This window comes from Thermomonas sp. S9 (assembly GCF_024704365.1).
In the GTDB taxonomy this organism is placed as follows: Bacteria; Pseudomonadota; Gammaproteobacteria; order Xanthomonadales; family Xanthomonadaceae; genus Thermomonas.
Genome location: NZ_JAJDFY010000001.1, coordinates 1,959,988 through 1,985,614 on the forward strand (window position 1 = coordinate 1,959,988; position 25,627 = coordinate 1,985,614).

Consider the following 25,627-nt stretch of genomic DNA (forward strand, 5'->3'; position numbering starts at 1 on the left):
CTACCCCTTCTTCGGCGGATCGAACACCGCGATCGACTCGACGTGCGCGGTATGCGGGAACATGTCCATCACGCCCGCCTCGCGCAGCCTCCAGCCGGCCTCATGCACCAGATATCCGGCATCCCGCGCCAGCGAGCCCGGATGGCAGCTGACGTACACGATGCGCTTGAGGCCTTTCAGCGGCAGCTGCCTGAGCACCTCGATCGCGCCGGCGCGCGCCGGGTCCAGCAGCAGCCGGTCGAAGCCGGCCTTGAGCCACGGCTGGCCGGCCAGGTCCTGCGCGAGGTCTGCCGCATGGAACTGCACATTGCGCAGGCCGTTGCGCTCGGCGTTGGCGCGCGCGCGTGCCACCAGCCCGGCGTCGCCCTCGACCCCGACCACCGTGCCGTCGCCAACCACCCGCGCCAGCGGCAGGGTGAAGTTGCCCAGCCCGCAGAACAGGTCCAGTACGCGCTCGCCGGGCTGCACCTCCAGCAGTTCCAGCGCGCGCGCGATCATCGCCTCGTTCAGACGCGCGTTGACCTGGATGAAGTCCAGCGGGCGGAACTGCAGGGTGATGTCCCACGGCGGCAGGCGGAACGCCAGCGCCGCGCCCTCGCCCAGCGGATGCACCGACTCCACCCCGCCCGGCTGCAGGTAGATGGCGAAGCCTTGCTGCTCGCCGAATGCTGACAGCTTGGCCTTGTCGCCCCCGACAGCGGCTGCAGGTGGCGGAACACCAGCGCGGTGGCGGCATCGCCGGCGATGAACTCGATCTGCGGGATGTCGCACCGCGCGTCCAGCCCGTCCACCAGCATGCCCAGCGCCTGCAGCTTGAAGCCCAGCTGCGGCACCACGACATGGCATTCGGACAGGTCGGCCACGAAGCGCGGGTCCTGCTCGCGGAAGCCGACCAGGGTCTTGTCCTTCTTCTCCACCCGGCGCACCGAGAACCGCCCCTTGCGGCGGTAGCCCCAGGCCTCGCCGCGCAGCGGCGGCAGCACGGCGGCCGGCGCCACGTGGCCGATCCGCTGCAGGTTGTCCAGCAGCACCTGCTGCTTGTATTCGATCTGGCGGTCCTCGGCCAGGTGCTGCAGCACGCAGCCGCCGCAGGTGCCGAAGTGCGGACAGCGCGGCAACACCCGATCCGGCGAAGCGATCAGCACCTCGCGCGTGCGCGCCGCGTCGAAATGCCGGCTGCGCGCGGTCTGCTCGGCCAGCACGGTCTCGCCCGGCAGCGCGCCGGACACGAACACGGTCTTGCCGGCCTGCGCATGACCGTCCGGCCAGCGCGCCACGCCGCGGCCGTCATGGCTGAGGTCGAGGATGGAGAGGGTCTTGGGGGATTGATCGAGGCGGGCCAAGGCAAGCGCTGTCCTGCGGATGGCCCGCCATTGTCGCAGACCCGGCACGGGCCCGGCGCGGGCTGCCCCGGCACAGGCGGTATCCTTGTCGCATTCCCGCCACCCGCACACCCCATGCCCGCGCTGACCTCGCAACTCGACCCCCGCTCGCAGGACTTCCAGGACAACGCCGCCTTCCACCGCGAACTGGTGGTCGAACTCGAGCGCCGGCTGGCGCGGGTGGCCGACGGCGGCGGCGAGAAGGCGCGGGCCAAGCACACCGAGCGCGGCAAGCTGCTGGCGCGCGAGCGCATCGAGGCCCTGCTCGATCCCGGCTCGCCGTTCCTGGAGATCGCCCCGCTGGCCGCCGAAGGGATGTACGAGGACCAAGCCCCCGGCGCCGGCATCGTGTGCGGCATCGGCCGGGTGCTGGGGATCGAGGTGATGGTGGTGGCCAACGATGCCACCGTGAAGGGCGGCACCTATTTCCCGATGACGGTGAAAAAGCACCTGCGCGCGCAGGAGATCGCGCGCGAGAACCGCCTGCCCTGCGTCTATCTGGTGGATTCCGGCGGGGCCTTCCTGCCGCTGCAGGACGAGGTATTCCCGGACAAGGAGCACTTCGGCCGGATCTTCTACAACCAGGCGCGGATGAGCGCGGAGAACATCCCGCAGATCGCGGTGGTGATGGGCTCCTGCACCGCCGGCGGCGCCTACGTGCCGGCGATGTGCGACGAATCCGTCATCGTCAAGGAACAGGGCACCATCTTCCTCGGTGGCCCGCCGCTGGTGAAGGCCGCGACCGGGGAAGTGGTGGATGCCGAAACCCTGGGCGGCGCCGAGGTCCATACCACCATCTCCGGCGTAGCCGACCATTTCGCCGAGGATGACCACCATGCGCTGCAGATCGCGCGCGGCATCATTGGCTCGCTCAACCGGAAGAAGGGACTGCCGGTGGCGACCCGGCCCGTGCGCGAACCGCTGTATCCGGCCGAAGAGCTGTACGGCATCGTGCCGAAGGACGCGCGCCGGCCGTTCGACATCCGCGAGGTGATCGCGCACATCGTGGATGGCAGCGAGCTGCAGGAGTTCAAGGCGCGCTACGGCAAGACCCTGGTGACCGGCTTCGCCCACCTGCACGGCTATCCGGTGGGGATCATCGCCAACAACGGCATCCTGTTCCCGGAAAGCGCGCTCAAGGGCGCGCACTTCATCGAGCTGTGCAACCAGCGCGGCATCCCGCTGGTGTTCCTGCAGAACATCACCGGCTTCATGGTCGGCAAGAAGTACGAGCAGGCCGGAATTGCGAAAGACGGCGCCAAGATGGTGACCGCGGTGGCCTGCAGCCACGTGCCCAAGTTCACGGTGGTGATCGGCGGCAGCTTCGGCGCCGGCAACTACGCCATGTGCGGCCGCGCCTACGGCGCGCGCTTCCTGTGGATGTGGCCGAATGCGCGCATTTCCGTGATGGGCGGCGAACAGGCGGCCAGCGTGCTGGCGACGGTCAGGCGCGACGGCATCGAGGCCCGCGGCGGCACCTGGACACCGGAGGAGGAAGAAGCGTTCAAGGCGCCGATCCGCCAGCAGTACGAGGACCAGGGCAATCCCTACTACGCCACCGCGCGGCTGTGGGACGACGGCATCATCGATCCGGCCGACACCCGCCGCGTGCTGGGGCTGGGGCTGTCGGCGACACTCAACGCACCGATCGAGGAACGCACCCGGTTCGGCGTATTCCGAATGTGACGAAACTCGCATTCACGCGAAAATCCGACACGGGGCGCGCATTCATGCCGCAAACCGTCACCCGGTGGTGATAGCCTCGACCATTCTTCCCGTGGAGAGCCGCCGATGGCCATCTGGAAAGACCCCGCGCCCGCGTCCAAACCCGAACCCGCCCGCTTCGATCCGCCCACCCATCTGCCCGATCTCGCCGCCGCGCAGGCCGCGCCGGTACGCGCGGTGGAAACGCCCGCGCGCGAATCGGTGATCGCCGCCGACTTGTCGATCGAAGGCAAGATCGAAGGCGCCGGCCACGTCCGCATCGCCGGCAAGTTCAAGGGCGATGTCAAGGTGCAGGGCAACCTGGCCATCGACCAGGGCGCCAAGGTGTCCGGCAGCGTCACCGCCGGCAAGGTGACCCTGGCCGGCGAACTGGACGGCAACATCACCTCCGCCCAGCACGTGGAGCTGCTGGCCAGCGGCGCGCTCAGCGGCGACCTCAAGGCCAGCTCGCTCACCGTCGCCGCCGGCAGCCGCATCCGCGGCCACGTGGAATGCGGCTGGGAGAAGGACGCCAAGGCCGCGAAACCGGAGCCCGGCGCGGCCGCATGAGCGCCGTCCGCCCGGGCGAGGCCGGCGCCACCCGCGCCTGCCCGCACTGCAAGGCCACCATCCTGGAAAGCTCGGCGGTCTGCCCGGCCTGCCGCGGCCACCTGCGGTTCGATGCCACCGCCACCGATGCGGCCCAGCGCTTCGTGCCGCTGCACGTGGAAGGCACCCTGCGCGGCGACGACCACGGCAGTTTCGAGTACACGATGGTGGTGGTGATCCGCAACGAACGCGGCGAGGAAGTCGGCCGCCACGTCGCTGGAGTGGGTGCGGTCTTCCCCGGCGAGGCGCGCAGTTTCAGCGTGGCGGTGGAAGCGCTGCCGGTGCCGGCGGGCAGACGCCGGCGCCACTGAGCCGCAGCATTTTCCGCAACTTTTTTTCACGTTACGCCGATTAGAGTCGGGCTGCCGCTTCCGCGGCCACCGGCTCGCGGCTGCTCACCGCAACACGCCCGACCGCAGTGCAACTTCAACCCTCAGGAGTCCATGAGATGACCACGAAGCTGTATGTCGCCCTGGTGAAGCTGCCACGCTGGCGCTGACCGCCTGCAAGAACGACACCCAGGCTGCACAGGATGCCGCCGCCGATGCCAACGCGGCGATGCACGATGCCGCCGACGCCACCAAGGCCGCCGCCGACGCCACTGCAAATGCCGCCGACAAGGCGATGGATGCCACCGCTGCGGCTACCGGCGAGGCCGCCGGCGAAGCGAGCAACGCCATGCACGATGCCGCCGATGCCACCAAGTCTGCGGCCGACACTGCCGCTACCAAGGCCGCCGATGCCACCGCGGACGCCGCGCAGGCCACCGCGGATGCCGCCCAGAAGATGGCGGACAAGGCCAAGGCCGCGGCCGATCAGGCCAAGAAGAACTGACCAGGCGCCCGTTGCCGCTGCAACACCCCGCGAGGCCCGCTTTGCGGGCCTCGTGCTTTGCCGGGTGCCGGAAAAAAACAACCCCCGCCGACCAGTCGCCGGCGGGGGGTGGCGTATCCCAGGGACGCCAGTGCGTGGATCAGAATTTGTAGCTGGCCCCCAACAGCAGGGTGCGGCCCCACTTGATGTATTCCAGCGGACGGTCCTTGCTGCCGGCATAGGTGCGGTAGGCCGCATCGCCCAGGTTGTTGGCCTGCAGCAGCAGGGTCAGCCCGCCGAAGCCGCTGTCCTGACTGAAGGTGTAGCTGAGCTGCGCGTCGGTGATGTTCTCGCCGACCACGTAGCGCAGCGTGCGGTTGCCGGCGAAATTGCCGATCTCGCCGATGAAGTCCGAGCGGCGGCGGTTGTTGATCCGGAACTCGAAGCCGTTGCGCTCGTAATAGGCGGTGAGGTTGTAGACCTGCTTGGACAGGCCCGGCAGGGAAATCGGCCCGTTGCCGACGCTGCTGCTGCTTTCCGGATCGCGGATCTTGATGCTGCTGTCGGTGAAGCTGGCGCTGGCGATCACACCGAACCCGCGCAGGCGCTCGCCGAACACCATGTCCAGCGGCATCGAGGCGGTCAGTTCGAGGCCCTGCAGCCTGCCGCCCTTGCCGTTGAACGGCGCCGTCATGGTTCCGGTGGTCTGCACCGGCACGGTCATCCCCGGCGGCGGCACCCAGCCCTTCAGCAGCTCGGTGAAGTCGTAGCCATCGCGGGTCTGGGTATAGATGTAGCTGGTCAGCTGCTTGTAGAAGTAGGCGGCGGCGATATAGGCCTTGTTGCCGAAGTACTTCTCCCAGGAGATGTCGAACGCGTTGGCGCGCCACGGATCCAGCAGCGGGTTGCCGCCGCTAGCGCCGGGCCTGCCGGTGGCGGTATCCACGCCGAACTCGACCGAGGCACGCAGCTGGTCCACGCGCGCCCGCGCCACCTGGCGGGCCAGCGCCACGCGCAGGGTCTGGTCGTCGGCCAGCGAGAACGCCAGGTTCAGGCTGGGCAACACGTCGGTGTAGGTCTTGCCGTTGCGGTAGGGGGCGGATCTCCTGGCCGGACGGCTGCGAGCTGTCCCACACCCGCGAGGCCGAGGACTGATCGGTGCGCTGGACCTGCACGCCGATATTGCCGCGTACCGGTACCGAGCCCCACGTCGTGTCGATATTGCCCTGCACGTAGGCGGTGCCGATCTTTTCGAACACCTTCCACGCCTTCGGGATGAGATAGGGTGCCGCAGAGTCGCTGGGACTGAAGGTCATGTAGCGCGCCACCGCGCCCGGTACGTTCCACGAAGGAATGAAACCAACGCCGGCAAACCCCAGGTCCACCAGCCCGTACTGCAGGTCGGAGGCGATCGGGGTGACGCCCTGGCTGCCGAGCAGGATGGGCGCTTCGGGCTGGGTCTTGTCCTTGCTGCGATCGGCGTAGTTCACGCCCACGTCGATCCCGGAGAACACCGTGTCCATCGCGCGCGGCGCCGGCAGCGAGGCCACCAGGCGACCGCTCTTGAGCTCGTCCACCACCTTCGGCACCTTGCCGTAGCCGGAGCCGTAGATGGTGTTGGCCAGGTACAGATTGGCCGGATTGGAGTAATCGCGCCCCGGATGCAGCTGCGAGAAGCCGTTCGAGGTGAAGGAGAGCTGCACCGAATCCAGCTGCGGCGCCGGCAGCAGCTGGGTGTTGTTCTCCAGGTTCAGCTCGTCGCGCTTGGCGCGCGACCAGCTGGCATCGGCGGTCAGCTTGACGCCGTTGCCGAAGAAGAACTCGTTGCGCCAGCCGGCCGCATCGATCCTGTCCTTGCGGTCGTTGTACATTCCGCGCACCAGCGGATAGACGTTCTGCGCGGTGCCGCCGGTGAAGGTGCCGTTGCCGTTGATCTGCGCATTGACCACGTTCAGGCGGCCATACCCGCCGTTGTAGTCGCCGATATGCACCTCGAACTGGTTGGCGGTGTCTTCCTGGTGCGCCTGTGAATGAAACAGGTCCAGGGTGCTGGCCCAGGCATCGGACGGGCGGTACTCCAGGGTCGCCATCACGCCGTCGCGCTTGGTGTAGCCGGTGCGGCGCAGCGCCTTGATCCCGTCGGAGTAGTAGGTCCCGGCGGGTACGCCCGGCCGCCAGTTGGCACCGATTGCCTGCCACGGCTCGTACAGGCCGACCTGGTTCTCCTGGATCGGCGTATCGGAATGCGAGTAGCCGATCGAAAAGCCCAGCGTGCGGTCGGCGGACTGGCCGATGTAGCTCACGTTGAAGCGGTTGCCCGCCGATCCCTGGTTGGCGGCGGCCCCTAGCGAGTTCTGCTGCCAGCGGCCGCTGAGCGCGATCACCGGCTTGTCGTAATCCAGCGGGCGCACGGTGCGCATGTCGATGGTGCCGGACAGGCCCTGCCCCACCAGCGAGGCATCCGGGGTCTTGTAGATGGTGACGCCGGCCATCAGTTCGGACGGATACTGGTCGAACTCGACGCTGCGGTTGTCGCCGGTGCTGACCATCTCGCGGCCGTTGAGCAGCGTGGTGGCGAAGTCGGGCGAGAGCCCGCGCACGCTGACCACCTGCGCGCGGCCGGCCACGCGCTGTGCGGTGACACCCGGCAGGCGGGCGATGGACTCGGCGATGCTCACGTCCGGCAGCTTGCCGATGTCTTCCGCCGATACCGCCTCGACGATCGAGGTGGCGTCCTTCTTGATGTCGATGGCGCGCTCGATGCCGCCGCGGATGCCGGTGACGACGACCTTGTCGAGGGTCTTGGCGTCATCGGCCTTTTCTTGGCCGCCGCCTCCTGCTCGCCCTGCTCGGTCTTGCCGGCGGATTGCGCATGCGCCTGCACCGCCAGCATCAGCGCGGCCGAGGCCAGCGCCACGCTCAACAGATTCCGCTTCAACTGCACCATGGTCCCCTCCAGAAATGGTTTTGTGAGGTTCGGGCGATCTGCGCCGCCCGCGTTTCATGCCTGCATGCCGCGTGAATGCATGAACATTGCGATGGTGTGGCAGCGCCCGCGCAAACGAAAGCGCCTGCATACGTATTCATGGCCGGCTGCAATGCAAATCACGCAATGCCTTGCCCATGCGGGTTTTCTCCGGCATGCCGCGCCGCGATGAATGCGCGCCGGGCGCATTTGCAGGGACTCCGGCGGACATCTGCCCACTGCCGGCTCCGTTGCGCGATGCGGATCAGCCGTCCAGCGGCACCAGCCGGATCGCCGCGCCGCCGCCACCGGCCAGCCACAAGGACAGCACGTCGCCGCGGGCGACAGTCTTGTCGTCGCGCGCGAAGCGGAAGCGCGCCGCCCCTTGCAAGGAAGCGCCCTCGCCATCGCGGTAGATCTCCGCGCGGTAGCGCCTGCCCGGGTCGAGGAAGTCCAGCGCCAGCGCCAGCGTGCGCGGGTGGCGGTCGTTCATCACGCCCACGAACCACAGCGGCGCACCGCGCTGCTTGCGCGCGATGGCGACATACTCGCCCACCTCGCCGGCCAGCACCCGGCTCTCGTCCCAGTCCACCGCCACGTCCTTGATGAACTGGAAGGCGTCGGGATGCTGCGCGTAGTGCTCGGGCAGGTCGGCCACCATCTGGATCGGGCTGTAGATGCCGACGTACAGCGCCAGCTGGCGCGCCAGCGTGCTCTGAATCTCCTGGCCGTCGCGGCCGGTCAGGCTGACGATCCCCGGCGTGTAATCCATCGGCCCGGCCAGCAGGCGGGTGAACACCAGGGTCACCTCGTGCTCCGGCGGGTTCGGCGGGCGGCCCCAGGCGTTGTACTCCATGCCGCGCGCGCCCTCGCGCGCGACCCAGTTCGGATAGGTGCGGCGCAGGCCGGTGTCCTTGATCGGCTCGTGTGCGTCGATGGCGATGTGGTGGCGGGCGGCATCGCGTACCACCCGCAGGTGGTGGTTGCTCATCCATTGCCCTTCGTGCCATTCGCGCAGCACCGGGCCACCCGGCGCGTCCTGGCGCTCGATCTGGCCGGCATCGCACACGTAGCCGGTCTTCACCACGTCGATCCCCAGCCGCTGGAACAGCGCGAACGCGCTGTCCATCTGGCGCTCGTAGTGGCTCACCGCGCAGGCGGTCTCGTGGTGGCCGATCAGGTGCACGCCGCGCGATGCGGCATACGCGGCCAGGCCCTTGAGGTCGTAATCGGGCGTCGGCGTGCGGAAGTCGAAGTTCCAGCCGTTGGCGAACCAGTCGCCGTCCCAGCCCACGTTCCAGCCCTCCACAAGCACTCCGCGGAAGCCGTTGGCGGCGGCGAAGTCGATCATGCGGCGGGTGTTGGCGGTGGTCGCGCCGTGCTCGGGGCCGGTCGCCCAGCTCTGCTGGTTCAGGTGCAGCGACCACCACACGCCGACGAATTTCGAGGGCTTGAACCAGCCCACGTCGCCCAGCCGGTTGGGTTCGTTGAGGTTGAGGATCAGGTTGGACTCCACCAGCCCGCCGGCGCGCTCGCTGATCGTGATCGTGCGCCAGGGCGTGGCGAACGGGGTCGTGCGCACCACCGGCACCGGGCTGCCCGGGGTCAGCGCGGCACGCAACTCGCCATCGCCGCCGCGCACCAGGTTCATGCCGGCGTAGTCCACCAGCGCCGCCTCGTGAAGGCTCAGGTACAGGCCATCGTCGGTGCGCAGGGTCAGCGGGGTCTGCGCCAGGCCCACCTCGGCCAGCGGGGTCTTCCGGTACAGGTATTCCTCGCGGTTCCATTCCAGCGCCGGGATCCACCACGCGGTGGCCGGGCGCGCGATGGCGAACTCGGTGAGCTCCTGCACGATCTGCGCCTGCCGCAGCGCGGGCTGGCGCGGGATGTCGTAGCGGAAGCCGACGCCGTCGTCGAACACCCGGAACACCATGTCGAAGCGGCGGTGGTCGCCGTCCTTCTCGACGAAATGCGCGCGCAGCTCGTTGTGGTGGTCGCGCACGAACCGGCGCTCGCCCCAGGGCTGCTCCCAAGTGGTGTCCACCTGGGTACTGGCCTGCCCGTCCAAGCGCAGGTTGCGCAACAGCTGGCGGCCATTGCGGAAGATGAAGCCCAGCCGCGAATCGCGGATCACCGGCTTGCCGTCGCGCGACACCCGGTAGGCCAGGCGCCCTTCGCCATTGAGGTCCAGTTGGACCTCGATGCGGCCGTCGGGCGAGGCCACGCGGGCCACGGTCTCGGCCTGCGCCAGCGGCGAGAGCAGCAGCAATGCCGCCAGCAGCGGCGTCCCCGCCGCCGTCGCGAACGCAGCGCGCTGATGTCGGCGCAAGAATGATGGCAGCCGCAGGGACGCAACACGGAGGCAACGACGAAGGGCGACGGCCATCGGCTTCACTCCAGCGCGGCGAACGCAACGCCGCGCGGCGGCAGGTGCAGGATGCCGTCCCGCAGGTGGCCCGCCTCCGGGCCGGGAACCGCAAGCAGCTCGCCGGCGGCGAATGCCGGCCACGCCACCGGCGTGGACGACAGGTTGAACACTGCCAGCAGGCGCTGGCCGGCGTGCTCGCGCACGAACGCCAGCAACGGCGGCGGCGCGTCCAGGAAGCGGATCCCGCCTTCCACCAGTGCGGGCTGCTGGCGGCGCCAGTGCAGGAAGGCGCGGGTGGCGTGCAGCACCGAGCGCGGGTCCTGTTCCTGCGCGGCCACGCTACGCGCGCGGTGGGCCGCGGGAATCGGCAGCCACGGCGTGCCGGTGGTGAAGCCGGCCTGCGCGCTGGCATCCCACGGCAGCGGCGTGCGGCAGCCGTCGCGGCCCTTGAAGTTCGGCCAGAACGCCTTGCCGTAGGGGTCCTGCAGCGCCTCGAACGGTACTTCGGCCTCGGGCAGGCCCAGCTCCTCGCCCTGGTACAGGCAGACGCTGCCACGCAGCGCGCACACCAACGCCACCAGCTGCTTGGCCAGGGCGTCATCCGCATCGACACCGCCCCAGCGCGTCACCGCGCGCTGCACGTCGTGGTTGGAGATCGCCCAGCACGGCCAGCCCGCGCCCAGCTTCGCTTCCAGCGCTTCCACCGTGGCCCGGATATAGGCCGGGCTGGCGTCCTCGGTCAGCAGCTCGAAGCTGTAGCCCATGTGCAGCCGGCCGGGCGCGCAGTACTCGGCCATGGTCGCCAGCGAATCCTCGGAGGAAATCTCGCCCAGCGCGCCCACGTCCGGGTAGCGGTCCATCAGCGCGCGCAGCTCGTGCAGGAAGCCGAGGTTTTCCGGCTGGGTGTTGTTGTACCAGTGGTACTGGAAGGCGTACGGGTTGTCGGGGCTGAACCCGCGCCCGGTGCGCAGCGCCGCCGGCTTGGGCGGGTTGTCGCGCAGCTGCGCATCGTGGAAGCAGAAGTTGATCGCGTCCAGGCGCAGGCCGTCCACACCGCGGTCGAGCCAGAACTTCACGTTGTCCAGCTGCGCCGCGCGCACTGCGGGATTGTGGAAGTTGAGGTCCGGCTGCGATGCGAGGAAGTTGTGCAGGTAGTACTGCCCGCGCCGCGGCTCCCACTGCCAGGCCACGCCGCCGAAGATCGACAGCCAGTTGTTGGGCGGCGTGCCGTCGGGCTTCGGATCCGCCCACACGAACCAGTCGGCCTTGGGGTTGTCGCGGCTCTGGCGGCTTTCCTGGAACCAGGGGTGCGCGATCGAGCAGTGGCTGAGGACCTGATCGATCATCACCTTCAGGCCCAACGCGTGGGCCTTGGCCAGCACGCGGTCGAAATCGGCCAGGGTGCCGAACAGCGGATCGACATTGCGGTAGTCGGCGATGTCGTAGCCGAAGTCGGCCATCGGCGAGGTGAAGAACGGCGAGATCCAGATCGCGTCCACCCCGAGGCTGGCGATGTGGTCCAGGCGCGCCAGCAGCCCCGGCAGGTCGCCCACGCCATCGCCGTTGCTGTCGCTGAAGCTGCGCGGGTAGACCTGATAGATCACCGCGCCGCGCCACCCGTTGCCTGCTGCCATCCCTGCCACCCGTGCTGTCGTCGCCTGCGACTATGCCGGCTGCCGCGTGAGGATGCGGAAAGCCGGCGCGCTGAATACGTTTACACGGCGAAGCACGCCATGCCTGCGCTATATGTACGCAGGATGTACGCAGGCCGCGCACGGGTGGCCGGAATCGCCACCGCCATCGGGGATGCCATGCACGCTGCCATCGCAAGGGACAAACCGCCGCTTTCGTTCTGGCAGATCTGGAACATGTGCTTTGGCTTTCTCGGCATCCAGTTCGGGTTCGCGCTGCAGAACGCCAACGTCAGCCGCATCTTCCAGACCCTGGGCGCGGACATGGACGCGCTGCCGGGGCTGTGGATCGCCGCGCCGCTGACGGGGCTGCTGGTGCAGCCGGTGATCGGCTATCTGTCCGACCGCACCTGGACCGGGCTCGGCCGCCGCCGCCCCTACTTCCTGGCCGGCGCCCTGCTGGCCTCGCTGGCGCTGGTGCTCATGCCGGCCTCGCCAGCCCTGTGGGTGGCCGCCGGCCTGCTGTGGGTGCTGGACGCTTCGATCAACGTCTCGATGGAACCCTTCCGCGCCTTCGTCGGCGACCAGCTGCCGATGTCACAGCGCGCCAAGGGCTATGCGATGCAGAGCTTCTTCATCGGCATCGGCTCGGTGACCGCCAGCCTGCTGCCGTGGCTGCTGGAGAAATGGGGTGTGACCAACACCGCCGGGCCCGGCGAAGTGCCGGACACCGTGCGCTATGCCTTCTATACCGGCGCAGGCGTGCTGCTGGGCGCAATCGCCTGGACAGTACTGCGCACCCGCGAATACCCGCCCGGGCAGCTTGCCGCGTTCGACCAGGCCGCTCCGTTGGACCGCACGCTGCTGGATCGCACGCGCGCCGCCCGTTTCGGCCTGCTGTGGTTGCTGCTGGGTGCGCTGGGCCTGGCCGGCGTGGCCTGGCAGGACCTGCCGCGCGAGCTGTACCTGCTGGGCGCACTGCTGGCCGCCTACGGCGTGGCGCTGCTGGCGCTGACCGTGGTCGGCCGCGACAGCGGCTTCGCCCAGGTGATGGGCGACATCTACGCCATGCCGCTGGCGATGCGGCGGCTGGCAGTGGTCCAGTTCTTCTCGTGGTTCGCGCTGTTCGCGATGTGGATCTACACCACCGCCACCGTCACCCGCGTGTATTACGGCAGCAGCGACACTGCCTCGGCCGCCTACAACACCGGCGCCAACTGGGTGGGCGTCCTGTTCGCGGCCTACAACGGCTTCGCCGCGCTGGCCGCGATCGCGATTCCGTGGATGGCGCGCCGCTTCGGCCTGCGCGGCAGCCATCTGCTCAATCTCATCCTGGGCGGGATCGGACTGGCTTCGATTCCGTTCCTGCCCGACGCGAACTGGCTGCTGCTGTCGATGGTCGGCATCGGCATCGCCTGGGCCTCGATCCTGTCGCTGCCCTACACGCTGCTGTCCGACAGCGTGCCCGCCGCCAAGATGGGCGTGTACATGGGCATCTTCAATTTTTTCATCGTCATCCCGCAACTGGTGGCGGTGGCCACGCTGGGCTATATCCTCAAGCACCTGTTCGCCGACGACCCGGCGAAGATCCTGGTGCTGGGCGGTGCCAGCATGCTCGTCGCCGGGCTGTGCGCGCTGCGCGTGCCCGAACCTGCCGCCCACGCCTGAGACAGAGACCGACCATGCATCCGCTCCGCACCGCCATTGCATCCTGCCTGCTGGCCGTCACCACCAGTGTCTGCGCGGGCCACACGCCCGCACCAGCGGCCTCCGCGACCGACTACTACGGCACGCTGGAGCCGTTCGCGCGCGAGGCGGTGTATTTCGTGATGACCGACCGCTTCGTCAACGGCGATCCCGGCAACGACCACCGCGACCAGGGTGGCAAGTACCGCACCTTCGACATCCCGGAGCCTCCTTGCGCAGGCGTATCCGGGAACGTCGGCTATCTCGGCGGCGACTTCAAGGGCCTGGCCGATCATCTGGACTACATCCGCGGCATGGGGTTCACCGCGGTGTGGATCACCCCGATCGTGGACAACCCCGACCAGCACTTCACCGGCGGGAAACCGGCGACCTGCGGCAGCGTTCTGACCGATCACGGCATGGCCGGCTACCACGGCTACTGGGGGGTGAACTTCTACAAGGTGGACGAGCACCTGCCCAGCCCCGGCATGGACTTCCAGGACCTGGCCGCGGCGATGCATGCCAAAGGCATGAAGCTGGTGCTGGACATCGTGGCCAACCACGGCTCGCCGGCCTGGGGCATGGCCTTCGACCAGCCCAAGTTCGGCAAGGTGTACGATCGCGACGGCCATTTGATCGCCGACCACCAGAACCTGCCGCCGCAGAAGCTCGACCCGGCGCACAACCCGCTGCACCGCTTCTACAACACGCGCGGTCCAGTCGAGGACGGCAAGGGGTCGATCTTCGACGGCAACCTGGCCCAGCTCTCGGATTTCAACGAGAACAATCCGGCGGTGCTGGAGTACCTGGCCGGTGCCTACGCGCAGTGGATCGAGCAGGGCGCGGACGCCTTCCGCATCGACACCATCGCCTGGATGCCGGACAGCTTCTGGGAGAAGTTCACCCAGCGCATCCGCGCCAGGCATCCGGGCTTCTTCATGTTCGGCGAGGATTTCAACTTCGACGCCAACGCCATCGCCCACCACACCCTGCCCGGCCACGGCCAGACCAGCGTGCTCGACTTCCCGTTGCAGCAGGCGATGCGGGAAGTGTTCGGCCGCCAGCAGGCCGGATTCGAACGGCTCGCCCCGGCGCTGCATCTTACGGGCGGGCCCTACGCCAACCCCTACGAGCTGGCCATCTTCTACGACAATCACGACATGGCGCGGCTGGACGCCAGCGACGCCGGCTTCATCGACGCCCACAACTGGCTGTTCACCGCGCGCGGCATCCCGGTGGTCTATTACGGCTCGGAGATGGGCTTCATGCGCGGGCGCCCGGAACACAACGGCAACCGCAACTACTTCGGGGTGGAAGGCATCCGCGCCGCGCAGGCCAGCCCGATCTTTGCTGCGCTCACCCGCATCGCCAACGTGCGCAAGGCCTCGCCCGCTCTGCAGCATGGACTGCAGCTGAATCTCGAACTGGCCGGCGCCCGCGCCGCGTTCTACCGCGTGTACCAGCACGCCGGGCAACACCAGATCGCGCTGGTGCTGCTGAACAAGGGCGATGCGCCGGAACGCTTCCACATCGACCGTCTTCTGCAGCCTGGCCATTGGGTCTCCGCGCTGGACGGCAGCACCCGCGACATCGCCGCTGGCGACGCGCTCACAGCCGAAGTGCCGGCGCACGGCGTGCAGGTGTTCCTGCTGGATGCGCAGGCGACGCAGCCCGCGCTGGTGGCCGCATTGGACGAGGCGATGGCTGGCGCGCGGCGGCCGCGCTGAGGCTCAGCCGCCGCTGGAGGCGCGGACCTCGAGGACCGGTTCCAGCATCACGCTGTGGGCCGGCTGGTCGCGCACCTGCTTGAGCAGGGTCTCCACCAGCAGCCCGCCGGCGCGCGAGGTGTCCTGCACCACGGTGGTCAGCGGTGGATCAGCGAAGCGCGCCATCGGGGTGCCGTCGAAACCGACCACCGCTACGTCCTGCGGCACCCGTAAACCGGCCTCTTTCAGCGCATGCAGCGCGCCGATCGCGATCAGGTCGCTGGCAGCGAACAGCGCGTCGAACGCCTGTCCGCGTGCCAGCAGGGCGCGGGTGGCGGCGTAACCGGCTTCCTCGGTGCTGTCGGCATCCACCTGCAGCGCGCGCAGCATGCACAAGCCGGCTTCGCGTAGCGCGGCATCGCACCCCTGGTAGCGGGCGAAGAACTCCGGGAACCGCGAGGACGCATGCCCGATGAAGGCGATCCGGCGGCGGCCGCACTCCAGCAGGTGGCGGCCGGCCAGCATCCCCCGGCGGCGTTGTCGCAGCCGATCGAGATCCCCGGCTGGTCGGGCTGCACCTGGCCCCAGCGCACGAAATGGGTGCCCTGCTCCACCAGCTTTTCCAGCGTGCTCTCGTAGGCCAGGTAGTCGCCGTAGCCAAGCAGGATCAGCCCGTCGGCCTTCATGCTGTCCTCGTAATCGGCATGCCAGTCGTCCGAGAGCTGCTGGAACGACACCAGCAGGTCGTGCCCGTGGCGCGCGCAGGCGCGGGTGATCGAGCCCAGCATGGACAGAAAGAACGGGTTGATGTGGGAATCGTCGGGCGTCGGATCCTCGAACAGCAGCAGCGCCAGGGTGCCGGCGCGTTGGGTGCGCAGGCTGGAGGCGTGCCGGTCCACCTTGTAGTTCAACTCGCGCACCGCCTGTTCCACCCGGCGGCGGGTCTCGGCGTTCACCAGCGGGCTGCCGGCCAGCACGCGCGAGACGGTGGCCTGCGAGACCCCGGCCCGGTGCGCGATGTCCAGCGATGTCACCCGGGTCTTCTTGCGGGAGCGACGCGGCTCGGTCATCCCCGGAGTTTAACCAATGCGCCCCGCTGGCCGCCCCCGCTGCGCGCCGGCGTTGGCCGGCAGGCACCGGCGCGCACACGGTGCCGCCATGTCGCCGCAATCAATAGCAATAAACTATTGATTTCATTTAAAAATGAAACTTCACCTATCGATTGATGCGCACTACAGTCACGAAGTCGGCCGACGCTGGATTCCCGGTGCACCCAGGCCCACACCACCCAACCGACCATCGACCAACGGAGAGGACCATGGCTATGAACGAATCCAAGCACGGCGGCAAATGCCCGGTGATGCACGGCGCGATGACCGCCGCGGGCACCAGCAACACCAGCTGGTGGCCGAACGCGCTGAACCTGGACATCCTCCACCAGCACGACAGCAAGACCAACCCGCTGGACAAGGGGTTCAACTACCGGGAAGCGGTGAAGACGCTGGATGTGGCGGCGCTGAAGCGCGACCTGCGCGCGCTGATGACCGACAGCCAGGACTGGTGGCCGGCCGACTGGGGCCACTACGGCGGCCTGATGGTCCGCATGGCCTGGCACGCGGCCGGCACCTACCGCGTGGCCGACGGTCGCGGCGGCGGCGGCACCGGCAACCAGCGCTTCGCCCCGCTCAACAGCTGGCCGGACAACGTCGGCCTGGACAAGGCGCGGCGCCTGCTGTGGCCGATCAAGAAGAAGTACGGCAACAAGCTCAGCTGGGCCGACCTGATCATCCTGGCCGGCAACGTGGCCTATGAGTCGATGGGGCTGAAGACCTACGGCTTCGCCTTCGGCCGCGAGGACATCTGGCACCCTGAAAAAGACATCTACTGGGGCTCCGAGAAGGAATGGCTCGGCCGCGACCGCTACGCGAGCGACGATCAGCCGGAGTCACTGGAGAACCCGCTGGCCGCGGTGCAGATGGGCCTGATCTACGTCAATCCGGAAGGCGTGGGCGGCAAGCCCGATCCGGCCAGGACCGCACTGGAAGTGCGCGAGACGTTCAAGCGCATGGCCATGGACGACGAGGAAACCGCCGCCCTGACCGCCGGCGGCCACACCGTGGGCAAGATGCATGGCAACGGTCGCGCCGAACGCCTGGGTCCCGTGCCTGAAGCGGCCGACGTGGACAGTTCCAGGGGCTGGGCTGGGCCAACCCGGACATGCAGGGCAAGGCCGCCAATGCCATGTCGTCGGGTATCGAGGGCGCCTGGACCACGCATCCCACCCAGTTCGACATGGGCTACTTCGAGATGCTGTTCAACCACGAATGGGAGCTGCGCAAATCGCCCGCCGGCGCCTGGCAGTGGGAGCCGGTCGATATCAAGGAAGAGGACAAGCCGCTGGATGCCAGCGACCCGAGCAAACGCCACAACCCGGCGATGACCGATGCCGACATGGCGTTGAAGGTGGACCCCATCTACAACGCGATCTGCCGCAAGTTCATGGCCGATCCGGAGTACTTCAAGGACACCTTCGCGCGCGCCTGGTTCAAGCTGACCCACCGCGACATGGGGCCGAAGACACGCTACATCGGCCCGGAAGTGCCGCAGGAAGACCTGATCTGGCAGGACCCGGTGCCGGCCGGCCGCAAGGATTACGACGTGGCCGCGGTGAAGGCGAAGATCGCCGCCAGCGGGCTGTCGGTATCCGATCTGGTCAGCACCGCCTGGGACAGCGCGCGCACCTTCCGCCAGTCCGACTACCGCGGCGGCGCCAACGGCGCGCGCATCCGCCTGGCCCCGCAGAAGGACTGGGAAGGCAACGAGCCGGCGCGGCTGGCGCGGGTGCTGGCGGTGCTGGAACCGATCGCGCGTGAAACCGGCGCCTCCCTGGCCGACGTGATCGTGCTGGGCGGCAACGTCGGTCTGGAACAGGCGATCAAGGCCGCCGGCTTCGACGTGCCGGTGCCGTTCGCGCCCGGTCGCGGCGATGCCAGCCAGGCGCAGACCGACGTGGACTCCTTCGCCTATCTGGAACCGGTGGCGGACGGCTACCGCAACTGGCTGAAGAAGGACTATGCGGTGAGTCCGGAGGAACTGCTGCTGGATCGCACCCAGCTGATGGGTCTGACCGCGCCCGAGATGACGGTGCTGGTCGGCGGCATGCGCGTGCTGGGCACCAACCACGGTGGCACCAACCACGGCGTGTTCACCGACCGTGTCGGCGCGCTGACCAACGACTTCTTCGTCCATCTCACCGACATGGCCTACAGCTGGGTCAAGGCCGGTGACCACTACGAACTTCGCAACCGCAAGACCGGCGCAACGAAGTGGACCGCCACCCGGGTGGATCTGGTGTTCGGCTCCAACTCGATCCTGCGCGCCTACGCCGAGGTGTATGCCCAGGACGACAACCGCGAGAAGTTCGTGCGCGACTTCGTGGCGGCCTGGACCAAGGTCATGAACGCCGACCGCTTCGACCTGCACGCCTGATCCCCTCGCAGGCAGTCATGGCAACGGCCGCGCAAGCGGCCGTTGCCATTTGCCAGTCACGGCGCGCCAATCAATTCAGCCCCAAGCCGCCAGCGCCTGCGCGAGGTCGTCCCACAAGTCCTCGACGTCCTCGATGCCCACCGACAACCGCAGCAGGCCGGGGGTGATCCCGGTGGCCACCCTCACCGCGTCGTCCACCATGCGGTGGGTCAGGCCGGCCGGATGCTGGATCAGGGTGTCCACCGAACCGAGGCTGACCGCCGGCGTCATCACCTTCACCGCGGCCATCGCGGCCGCCGCCGCGGCGTGGCCGCCATGCAGTTCGAATGCCAGCAGACAGCCGGGGCCACGCATCTGCGGGCCGAGCAAATGCGCGCCGTGCGCGCCGGCCAGGCCGGGATAGAACACCCGCGCCACCGCCGGATGCTGCTGCAGCCGTTGCGCCAGCACCTGCGCGTTCGCCTGCGCCGCCTCCACCCGCAGTTTCAGGGTCGGCAGCCCGCGATGCAGCAGGTAGGCGGCCAGCGGATGCAGCAGCGCGCCGGTGGCCGCACGCACGGTGCGCAACGGCGCCGCATGGGCCTCGCCGCAGCAGATGACCCCGGCGATCACGTCGCCATGACCGCCGAGGAACTTGGTCGCGCTGTGCAGCACGTAGGTAGCGCCAAGCTCGGCCGGGCGCTGCAGCACCGGGGTGGCGAAGGTGGAATCCACCAGCACCGGCACGTCGCCGGCGGCCGCCACCACCGCGCGGATGTCCACCAGCTGCAGGGTCGGGTTGGCCGGGGTTTCGATCACCACCAGCGTGGTGTCGGCGCGGCGCCTGATGGCGATCTCGCTGGCCTGCACGAACTCGGCCTCGAGCCCGCACAGGCCGCTGGCCAGCAGGTGGTCGGAGGTGCCATACAGCGGTCGCACCACCAGCACGTGCCGGCCGTGCTGCGCGCGCGCCAGCAGCACCGCGGTCATCGCCGCCATCCCGGAGGCGTAGGCGACGCAGGCCTCGGTGCCCTCGAGCGCGGCGATCGCGGCCTCGGCGCGGGCCACGGTGGGGTTGCGCAGGCGCGCATAGATCGGGTTGGCGGCCGTCGCGCCGCCGCCGACCAGCGCATCGAAACTGGCGCTGCCCACCGCGAGGTCGGCGATCGGATAGGTGGTGGACAGGTCCAGCGGCGGGGCGTGCACGCACAGGGTGTCGAAGTCGTCGCGGCCGGCGTGGACGGCGGTGGTCTGGAAACGGTGCATGGCGGCCTCTCGTGCGATGGGTTGCCGCTATCCTAGAATCGACTTCGGTCATGATTACCGCAGCCGAACGATATTTCGATTTTCCGGAGAATCCGCATGCTCGACCGAATCGACTACGCGCTGCTGCGGCTGCTGCGGAAGAATGCGCGCCTGCCCAACAAGGATCTGGCTGAAAAAGACCGGGATCGCGCCGTCCACCGCACTGGAACGGGTGCGGCGGATGCGCGAGGCGAGGATCCTGCTGGGCTACCATGCCGAGATCGCACCCGAGGCCATCGGCATCGGTCTGCAGGCGATGGTGTCAGTGCGCCTGGCGCGCCATTCGCGGGCGCTGGTGGACGGCTTCCATCGCCATCTGCTGGGCCTGCCGGAAGTGCTGGCCTGCTACCACGTGGCCGGTGCCGACGACTTCCTCGCCCACGTCGGGGTGCGCGACAGCGAGCACCTGCGCCAGTTCACCCTGACTGCCTTCACCGAACGCGAGGAAGTGGCGCACATCGAGACGCGGCTGATCTTCGAGTTCCAGCGCAACGTGGACCTGCCGGCGTTGCCGCCGGCCACCGGCTGATCGCCACTGGAATCACTACTGGAACAGGCGGTAGGTGCGGGTGGAGACCTCGCTGATCCAGCGGTAGTAGCTGACGCGCCAGCGCCGGCCCACGTTCGGCTCCCACGGGTCGTACACCATCAACGTGGTGCCGCGCCCGCTGGGATCGTTGTCGCCGCGCACACCCACCACCAGGGTCATGTGCCCGGGACTGCCCTCGAAGCCGCCGGGAACGCGCTTGAGGTAGCCGCCCGCGTTCCACAGGGTATCCACCATCACCGGCCCCTGCCGCACCATCGCGGCGAACGCCTGCGGGGTCCACGACGCCGGGGGATAGAAGCGCAGCCCGTGCGCGCGCGCGTAGCGTTCGGTCAGCGGCAGCCAGTTGGCGAGATCGGAGGCGTTGTGCAGCCCGCCCGCGTCGTCCCACATGTCGGATGGCGTGGCGGCCTTGACTGCAGCCACACTGCTGCGCTTGAGCATCGCGGTGGACGCCGCCCAGCAGGTGGTATTGGTCGGCTGCGGGATGAATGGCCGCAGGTGCTGTACCGGCGGATAGGCCTCGGCATCGAACAGCGCGTTCTGGGTGCAGGGGCCGGCCTCGCCGTCCACCACCAGCCAGGCCTGGTCCTGGTAGCGGCGCACCGCCTCCTGCGTGCGCGGCCCGTAGCGGCCATCCGGCTGCAGGCTGCAGCCGGGCAGTTTGCGATTCAGCGCCTCCTGCAGGCGCCGCACCTCGGGCCCGCTGGCCCCGTTCCTGAGCACCGTCATCGGCTTCTCCACCGGCAATCTCGCGATGCCGCGCAGGATGCGGGGGCGTGGGCGCCGCCGCCATTCCCGAAACGGCCTATGCGCCCCTTGCGTTCGGCATATCGGCATGGGGAAGGCCGCTTGGCCGCGCGCGGTGACGGCGGCAGGCGGGCTACAGCGCGTCGATATCGCCCAGCGCGCGGATCAGGCGGCGGGCGCGCTTGTCCGGCTTGGTCCCGGGCGGCTGGAAGCCGGCGCGCTCGGCCGCATGCTGCGCGCGCGCGAGCTGGCGTGCCTGGCGCGAGGCCTCGGATTCGCGGTACAGGGCCTGGGCGACGCTGGCCGGGCCGCGCGTATCGCTGAGCGCCAGCACTTCGATCTCGAACCGCTCCTCCGCGCGCTGCACGATGAGCGCATCGCCCACCCGCACGCCGCGCGCGGGCTTGGCGCGCTGCCCGCCGACCTCCACCTTGCCGGTTTCGATGGCGTGCTTGGCCAGCGCGCGGGTCTTGAAGAAGCGCGCAGCCCACAGCCACAGGTCGAGGCGGACGCTGGCGGTATCGTCTGGGATCGGCATGCGGGGCGTTCCTGCGCGCCGGAAACGCAGACGGCCACCCGAAGGTGGCCGTCGCGGGGCGCCGTGAGGGTCGCGGAAACCGCCTTACTCGGCGGCGGAAGCGGCAGCGGCGGCCTTGGCCTTGGCGTTGCCGGCCAGGTCTTCCTTGATGCGCGCCTTCTTGCCTTCCAGGCCACGCAGGTAGTACAGCTTGCTGGCACGCACGTCGCCGCGGCGCTTCACCTCCACCGAGTCGATCGCGGCGCTGTGGGTCTGGAACACGCGCTCGACGCCGTAGCCGTGGGAAATCTTGCGCACGGTGAACGCGGAGTTCAGGCCGGCGTTCTTCTTGCCGATCACCACGCCCTCGTAGGCCTGCACGCGCTCGCGGTTGCCTTCCTTCACCTTGACGTTGACGATGACGGTGTCGCCGGGGCCGAAGTCGGGCAGCTTGCGCGCCCCCTGGGCGGCTTCGAAGTCCTGGACGAGAGTGTGGATCGAGGGCTTGTTCATGGGATCAACCTGTTGAATGTGTTGCGTGCACGGCACGCGCCTGTTGGAGTCGTTGTTGCGCGAGTGCACGTGGACCCGCGTCATGGCACTGGTGTGGCGGATGAATCTGTAGCAGCTGGAGCTAGGTCCAGCCGCGCATTATAGCGGGAAATTCCGTTGCGTGTCGCGCGCTTGCAGGCCCCGGCACGCGCCCGGCTCAGGCATCTCCGTCCGGCGGCTCACCGGCCGCCGCCAGCCACTGCGCCCGGAAGGCCTCCAGCAGGGCGCGGTCGGCCTTCGACAGCGCGGCCTCGTCCAGCAGGTCGGGGCGGCGCAGCCAGGTGCGGCCCAGCGCCTGCTGCCGGCGCCAGCGCGCGATTTCGGCGTGATTGCCGGACAGCAGCACCTCCGGCACCCGCCCCAGCGGGTGTTCCACCGGACGGGTGTAATGCGGGCAGTCCAGCAACCCGTCGCCCTCGAAGCTGTCCTGGGCCGCGGAGTCGGCATCGCCCAGCGCGCCCTCCAGCAGCCGCGCCACCGCATCGACCACCACCGCCGCACCCAGCTCACCGCCGGACAGCACGTAGTCGCCGATCGACACCTCCTCGTCCACCTCGGCCTGCAGCAGGCGCTCGTCCACGCCCTCGTAGCGGCCACACAGCAGGATCAGGCGCGGCAGCGCCGCCAGCGCGCGCACCTTGCGCTGGTCGAGCCGGCGGCCCTGCGGACTGAGGTACACCACCCGCGCCGGCGCCGGATCGGCCGCGCGCGCGGCAGCGATCGCGGCGCGCAGCGGATCGATCAGCATCACCATGCCCGGTCCGCCGCCGAACGGGCGGTCGTCCACCCGGCGGTAGCCGCCCTCGGCGAAGTCCCGCGGGTTCCAGCCGTGGATCGCCAGCAGCCCGCGCTCGCCGGCACGCCCGACCACGCCGTGCGCGGCGAGCTGGGCGACGAACTCGGGGAACAGGCTGATGATGTCGAAGCGCATGCCGGCAGGCCGCCTAGAAATCCGCGTCCCAGTCCACCGTCACCAGGCCGGAGGCGAAATCGATGCTGCGGATGAAATCCGGTTGCACGAACGGGATCATGCGCTCGCGCTCGCCCTGCGCCACCAGCACGTGGTTGGCGCCGTTGTCGAACAGGTAGGCCACGTGCCCGAAGTCCGCGCCTTCGACATTGACCACGCGCAGGCCCTCCAGATCCACCCAGTAGTACTCGCCGGGGGCCGGCGGCGGCAGCGCGCTGCGCGGCACCAGCACCTCGGTCCCGCGCAGGGCGTCGGCGGCATCGCGGTCGGCGATCCCCGGCAGGGAAGCGATCAGGCCCTTGGCGCCGGCACGCACTTTTGCACCCTCGCACACACGCTCGCCGCCGCGCGCATCGCGCAGGGTCCACGGCTGATAGCGGGCAATGGCGCGGGCCGGTTCGGTGTAGCTTTCCAGCTTGACCTCGCCACGCACGCCGAACGCACCGTGCAGTCGGCCCACGGCGATCATCCGCTGACCGGCTGACGGTGCGCTCATCGGGATCGTCGCATCCGGCGACGCCGCCGCACGGGCGTCGCTGCGGTGGATCAAGCCGCTTTGGCGGCCGCCTTGTACAGGTCGGCGACCTTGTCGGTCAGCTGGGCGCCGTTGTCCACCCAGTACTTCAGGCGCTCCAGGTTCAGCTCGACGCGCTTCTCCTGGCCCTGCGCCACCGGGTTGTAAAAGCCCAGGCGCTCGATGTTGCGGCCGTCGCGGGCGCTGCGGCTGTCGGTGACGATGATGTGGTAGAAGGGACGCTTCTTCGCGCCACCACGGGTGAGACGGATCTTGACCATAGCGTTTCGGTGTTGCCCAGCGGCCGGGATGGCCGGGTAAGCGGAGCATGATAACCGGTTTTCCATCCCAAACCAAGGCTCACAAGGCCGGCTGACGCCGCGGGATGGCGCGATCAGGCGCGCGCGAACACCAGCGCGGCGTTGGTGCCGCCGAACCCGAAGCTGTTCGACATCACCACGTCCAGGTGCGCATCGCGGCTCTCGCGCACGATCGGGAAGCCCTCCGCCTGCGGATCGAGGATCTCGATGTTGGCCGAGCCGGCGATGAAGCCGTCGCGCAGCATCAGCAGGCTGTAGATCGCCTCGTGCACGCTGGCCGCGCCCAGCGAATGGCCGCTCAGCGCCTTGGTGGACGACAGCAGCGGCACGGCATCGCCGAACACCTCGCGCACCGCTTTGAGCTCGACGATGTCGCCCAACGGGGTCGAGGTGCCGTGGGTATTGAGGTAATCCACCGGGCGATCGACGTGGGCCAGCGCCATCTGCATGCAGCGCACCGCGCCTTCCCCGCTGGGCGCGACCATGTCGGCGCCATCGCTGGTGACGCCGTAGCCGACCAGCTCGGCGTGGATGCGCGCGCCGCGCGCCACCGCGTGGTCCCAGTCCTCCAGCACCAGCATGCCGCCGCCGCTGCCGATCACGAAGCCGTCGCGGCCGGCGTCGTACGGGCGCGAGGCGCGCTCGGGCGTCGCGTTGTAGCCGGTGGACAGCGCGCCCATGGCGTCGAACATCACCGTCATCGTCCAGTCCAGGTCCTCGCCGCCGCCGGCGAACACGATGTCCTGCACGCCATGACGGATCAGGTCCGCGGCCGCACCGATGCAGTGCGCGGAGGTCGCGCAGGCGGCGCTGATCGAATAGCTGACGCCCTTGATGTGGAAGGCGGTGGCCAGGTTGGCCGAGACCGTGGAGCACATCGTGCGCGGCACCATGTACGGGCCGACCTTGCGCGCACCGCGGGTGCGGGCGATGTCGGCGGTCTCCACCTGCCAGCGGCTGGAGCCGCCGCCGGAGCCGGCGATCAGGCCGGTGCGCGGATGGCTCACCTGCCCCTCCTCCAGCCCCGCATCGGCGATCGCATCGCGCAGGGCCAGGTAGCTGTAGGCGGCGGCATCGCTCATGAAGCGCTTCAGTTTGCGGTCGATCGCGGCCTCGAGGTCGAGCTGGACCGCGCCGCCCACCTGGCTGCGCAGGCCGCGCTCGACCGCATCGGGCAGCGTGCGGATGCCGGAGATTCCCTCGCGCAGCGCGCGCGCGACGGTATCCAGGTCGTTGCCGAGGCAGGACGTGATGCCCATGCCGGTGATCGCGACGCGACGCATGTCAGAGGCTTTCCGTGGAGGTGAACAGGCCGACCCGCAGGTCCTTGGCGGTGTAGATCTCGCGGCCATCCACCAGCGTGCGCGCATCCGCCTGCGCCACCACCAGCTTGCGGTTGATGACGCGGGTGATGTCGATCTCGTAGCTCACCACCTGCGCAGTGGGCAGCACCTGGCCGCTGAACTTGACCTCGCCGCAACCGAGCGCGCGCCCGCGCCCCGGCGCGCCCAGCCAGGTCAGGTAGAAGCCGACCAGCTGCCACATCGCATCCAGCCCGAGGCAGCCCGGCATCACCGGGTCGCCGAGGAAATGGCACCGGAAGAACCAGAGGTCCGGGCGGATGTCCAGCTCGGCGCGGACGAAGCCCTTGCCATGCGCGCCGCCGTGGTCGTTGATCTCGACGATGCGGTCGAACATCAGCATCGGGTCGGCCGGCAGGCGGGCAACGCTGTTGGGGAACAACTCGCCGCGGGCGCTGGCCAGCAGCTGCTCGCGGGTGAAGGAAGACGCGCGGGTCATGGACCGGCCCAAGGGGAAAG

At 69.0% G+C, this 25,627-nt stretch carries 18 protein-coding genes and 5 pseudogenes; 9 read left to right on the forward strand and 14 right to left on the reverse strand.

The window, feature by feature from the left end; translation table 11 throughout:
• A pseudogene (rlmD, locus tag LJB71_RS09750) lies at positions 1-1,343 on the reverse strand (23S rRNA (uracil(1939)-C(5))-methyltransferase RlmD).
• Between the two features lie 114 nt (positions 1,344-1,457).
• Between rlmD and LJB71_RS09755 the strand changes: the two are divergent.
• The 4 genes from LJB71_RS09755 (at position 1,458) to LJB71_RS09770 (ending at position 4,529) form a co-directional block, all read left to right on the forward strand.
• Complete coding sequence (locus LJB71_RS09755; protein ID WP_259304036.1) at positions 1,458-3,068, forward strand: carboxyl transferase domain-containing protein; 1,611 nt, start codon at positions 1,458-1,460, stop codon at positions 3,066-3,068.
• Between the two features lie 105 nt (positions 3,069-3,173).
• Positions 3,174-3,656: a polymer-forming cytoskeletal protein gene (locus LJB71_RS09760; protein ID WP_310649416.1), complete on the forward strand. Its 483-nt coding sequence runs from the start codon at positions 3,174-3,176 to the stop codon at positions 3,654-3,656.
• Positions 3,653-4,006, forward strand: coding sequence for a hypothetical protein (locus LJB71_RS09765; RefSeq protein WP_259304037.1), 354 nt, complete (start codon positions 3,653-3,655; stop codon positions 4,004-4,006). Before LJB71_RS09760 ends, LJB71_RS09765 begins: the two co-directional genes overlap by 4 nt.
• Positions 4,007-4,253: 247 nt before the next feature.
• The gene (locus LJB71_RS09770) at positions 4,254-4,529 is read left to right on the forward strand and encodes a hypothetical protein (RefSeq protein ID WP_259304038.1); all 276 of its coding nucleotides are present in this window, start codon (positions 4,254-4,256) and stop codon (positions 4,527-4,529) included.
• A gap of 139 nt (positions 4,530-4,668) precedes the next feature.
• On the opposite strand, the pseudogene LJB71_RS09775 reads toward LJB71_RS09770, so the two are convergent.
• The 3 genes and pseudogenes from LJB71_RS09775 to LJB71_RS09785 all read right to left on the reverse strand — a co-directional run.
• A pseudogene (locus LJB71_RS09775) lies at positions 4,669-7,306 on the reverse strand (TonB-dependent receptor); the annotation flags it as partial.
• 432 nt (positions 7,307-7,738) lie between these two features.
• Entirely contained in the window at positions 7,739-9,754 is a 2,016-nt protein-coding gene (locus LJB71_RS09780; protein WP_259304785.1) for a glycoside hydrolase family 97 protein, read from the reverse strand.
• 110 nt (positions 9,755-9,864) lie between these two features.
• On the reverse strand, positions 9,865-11,475 hold the full coding sequence (locus LJB71_RS09785) for an alpha-glucosidase family protein (protein WP_259304039.1): 1,611 nt from the start codon (positions 11,473-11,475) through the stop codon (positions 9,865-9,867).
• Positions 11,476-11,652: 177 nt separating this feature from the next.
• Here LJB71_RS09785 and LJB71_RS09790 point away from each other — a divergent pair, with 177 nt between their 5' ends.
• Positions 11,653-13,140, forward strand: coding sequence for an MFS transporter (locus LJB71_RS09790; RefSeq protein WP_259304040.1), 1,488 nt, complete (start codon positions 11,653-11,655; stop codon positions 13,138-13,140).
• A gap of 14 nt (positions 13,141-13,154) precedes the next feature.
• Positions 13,155-14,885 (forward strand): alpha-amylase family glycosyl hydrolase, encoded by a 1,731-nt coding sequence (locus LJB71_RS09795; RefSeq protein WP_259304041.1) that lies wholly within the window; start codon positions 13,155-13,157, stop codon positions 14,883-14,885.
• A gap of 3 nt (positions 14,886-14,888) precedes the next feature.
• On the opposite strand, the pseudogene LJB71_RS09800 reads toward LJB71_RS09795, so the two are convergent.
• Positions 14,889-15,934: pseudogene (locus LJB71_RS09800) on the reverse strand (LacI family DNA-binding transcriptional regulator).
• A 254-nt stretch (positions 15,935-16,188) separates the two neighbouring features.
• On the opposite strand from LJB71_RS09800, the pseudogene katG reads away from it, so the two are divergent.
• Positions 16,189-18,353 (forward strand): annotated as a pseudogene (katG, locus tag LJB71_RS09805) (catalase/peroxidase HPI).
• 75 nt (positions 18,354-18,428) lie between these two features.
• Here the strand turns inward: katG and LJB71_RS09810 are convergent.
• On the reverse strand, positions 18,429-19,598 hold the full coding sequence (locus LJB71_RS09810; RefSeq protein WP_259304042.1) for a PLP-dependent transferase: 1,170 nt from the start codon (positions 19,596-19,598) through the stop codon (positions 18,429-18,431).
• 96 nt (positions 19,599-19,694) lie between these two features.
• Here LJB71_RS09810 and LJB71_RS09815 point away from each other — a divergent pair.
• Together LJB71_RS09815 and LJB71_RS09820 are read left to right on the forward strand one after the other, a co-directional pair.
• Positions 19,695-19,739 (forward strand): annotated as a pseudogene (locus LJB71_RS09815) (hypothetical protein); the annotation flags it as partial.
• Positions 19,740-19,818: 79 nt separating this feature from the next.
• Positions 19,819-20,166, forward strand: a complete 348-nt coding sequence (locus LJB71_RS09820) for an Lrp/AsnC family transcriptional regulator (RefSeq protein WP_259304043.1) — start codon at positions 19,819-19,821, stop codon at positions 20,164-20,166.
• Positions 20,167-20,181: 15 nt separating this feature from the next.
• Here the strand turns inward: LJB71_RS09820 and LJB71_RS09825 are convergent, their stop codons facing one another.
• The 8 genes from LJB71_RS09825 to fabA form a co-directional block, all read right to left on the reverse strand.
• The gene (locus tag LJB71_RS09825; RefSeq protein WP_259304044.1) at positions 20,182-20,916 is read right to left on the reverse strand and encodes a peptidoglycan-binding protein; all 735 of its coding nucleotides are present in this window, start codon (positions 20,914-20,916) and stop codon (positions 20,182-20,184) included.
• Between the two features lie 151 nt (positions 20,917-21,067).
• A complete protein-coding gene (locus LJB71_RS09830) occupies positions 21,068-21,472 on the reverse strand; it encodes an RNA-binding S4 domain-containing protein (protein ID WP_259304045.1) in 405 nt (134 codons plus the stop codon).
• Positions 21,473-21,556: 84 nt separating this feature from the next.
• Positions 21,557-21,964: a 50S ribosomal protein L19 gene (gene rplS, locus LJB71_RS09835; RefSeq protein ID WP_259304046.1), complete on the reverse strand. Its 408-nt coding sequence runs from the start codon at positions 21,962-21,964 to the stop codon at positions 21,557-21,559.
• Positions 21,965-22,160: 196 nt separating this feature from the next.
• Positions 22,161-22,934, reverse strand: coding sequence for a tRNA (guanosine(37)-N1)-methyltransferase TrmD (trmD, locus tag LJB71_RS09840; protein WP_259304047.1), 774 nt, complete (start codon positions 22,932-22,934; stop codon positions 22,161-22,163).
• A 13-nt stretch (positions 22,935-22,947) separates the two neighbouring features.
• Positions 22,948-23,469: a ribosome maturation factor RimM gene (rimM, locus tag LJB71_RS09845; protein WP_259304048.1), complete on the reverse strand. Its 522-nt coding sequence runs from the start codon at positions 23,467-23,469 to the stop codon at positions 22,948-22,950.
• A 50-nt stretch (positions 23,470-23,519) separates the two neighbouring features.
• Positions 23,520-23,768: a 30S ribosomal protein S16 gene (gene rpsP / locus LJB71_RS09850; RefSeq protein ID WP_259304049.1), complete on the reverse strand. Its 249-nt coding sequence runs from the start codon at positions 23,766-23,768 to the stop codon at positions 23,520-23,522.
• A gap of 113 nt (positions 23,769-23,881) precedes the next feature.
• A complete protein-coding gene (fabB, locus tag LJB71_RS09855; RefSeq protein WP_259304050.1) occupies positions 23,882-25,090 on the reverse strand; it encodes a beta-ketoacyl-ACP synthase I in 1,209 nt (402 codons plus the stop codon).
• A 1-nt stretch (position 25,091) separates the two neighbouring features.
• Positions 25,092-25,607, reverse strand: coding sequence for a 3-hydroxyacyl-[acyl-carrier-protein] dehydratase FabA (gene fabA / locus LJB71_RS09860; protein ID WP_259304051.1), 516 nt, complete (start codon positions 25,605-25,607; stop codon positions 25,092-25,094).
• Positions 25,608-25,627 lie beyond the last annotated feature (20 nt).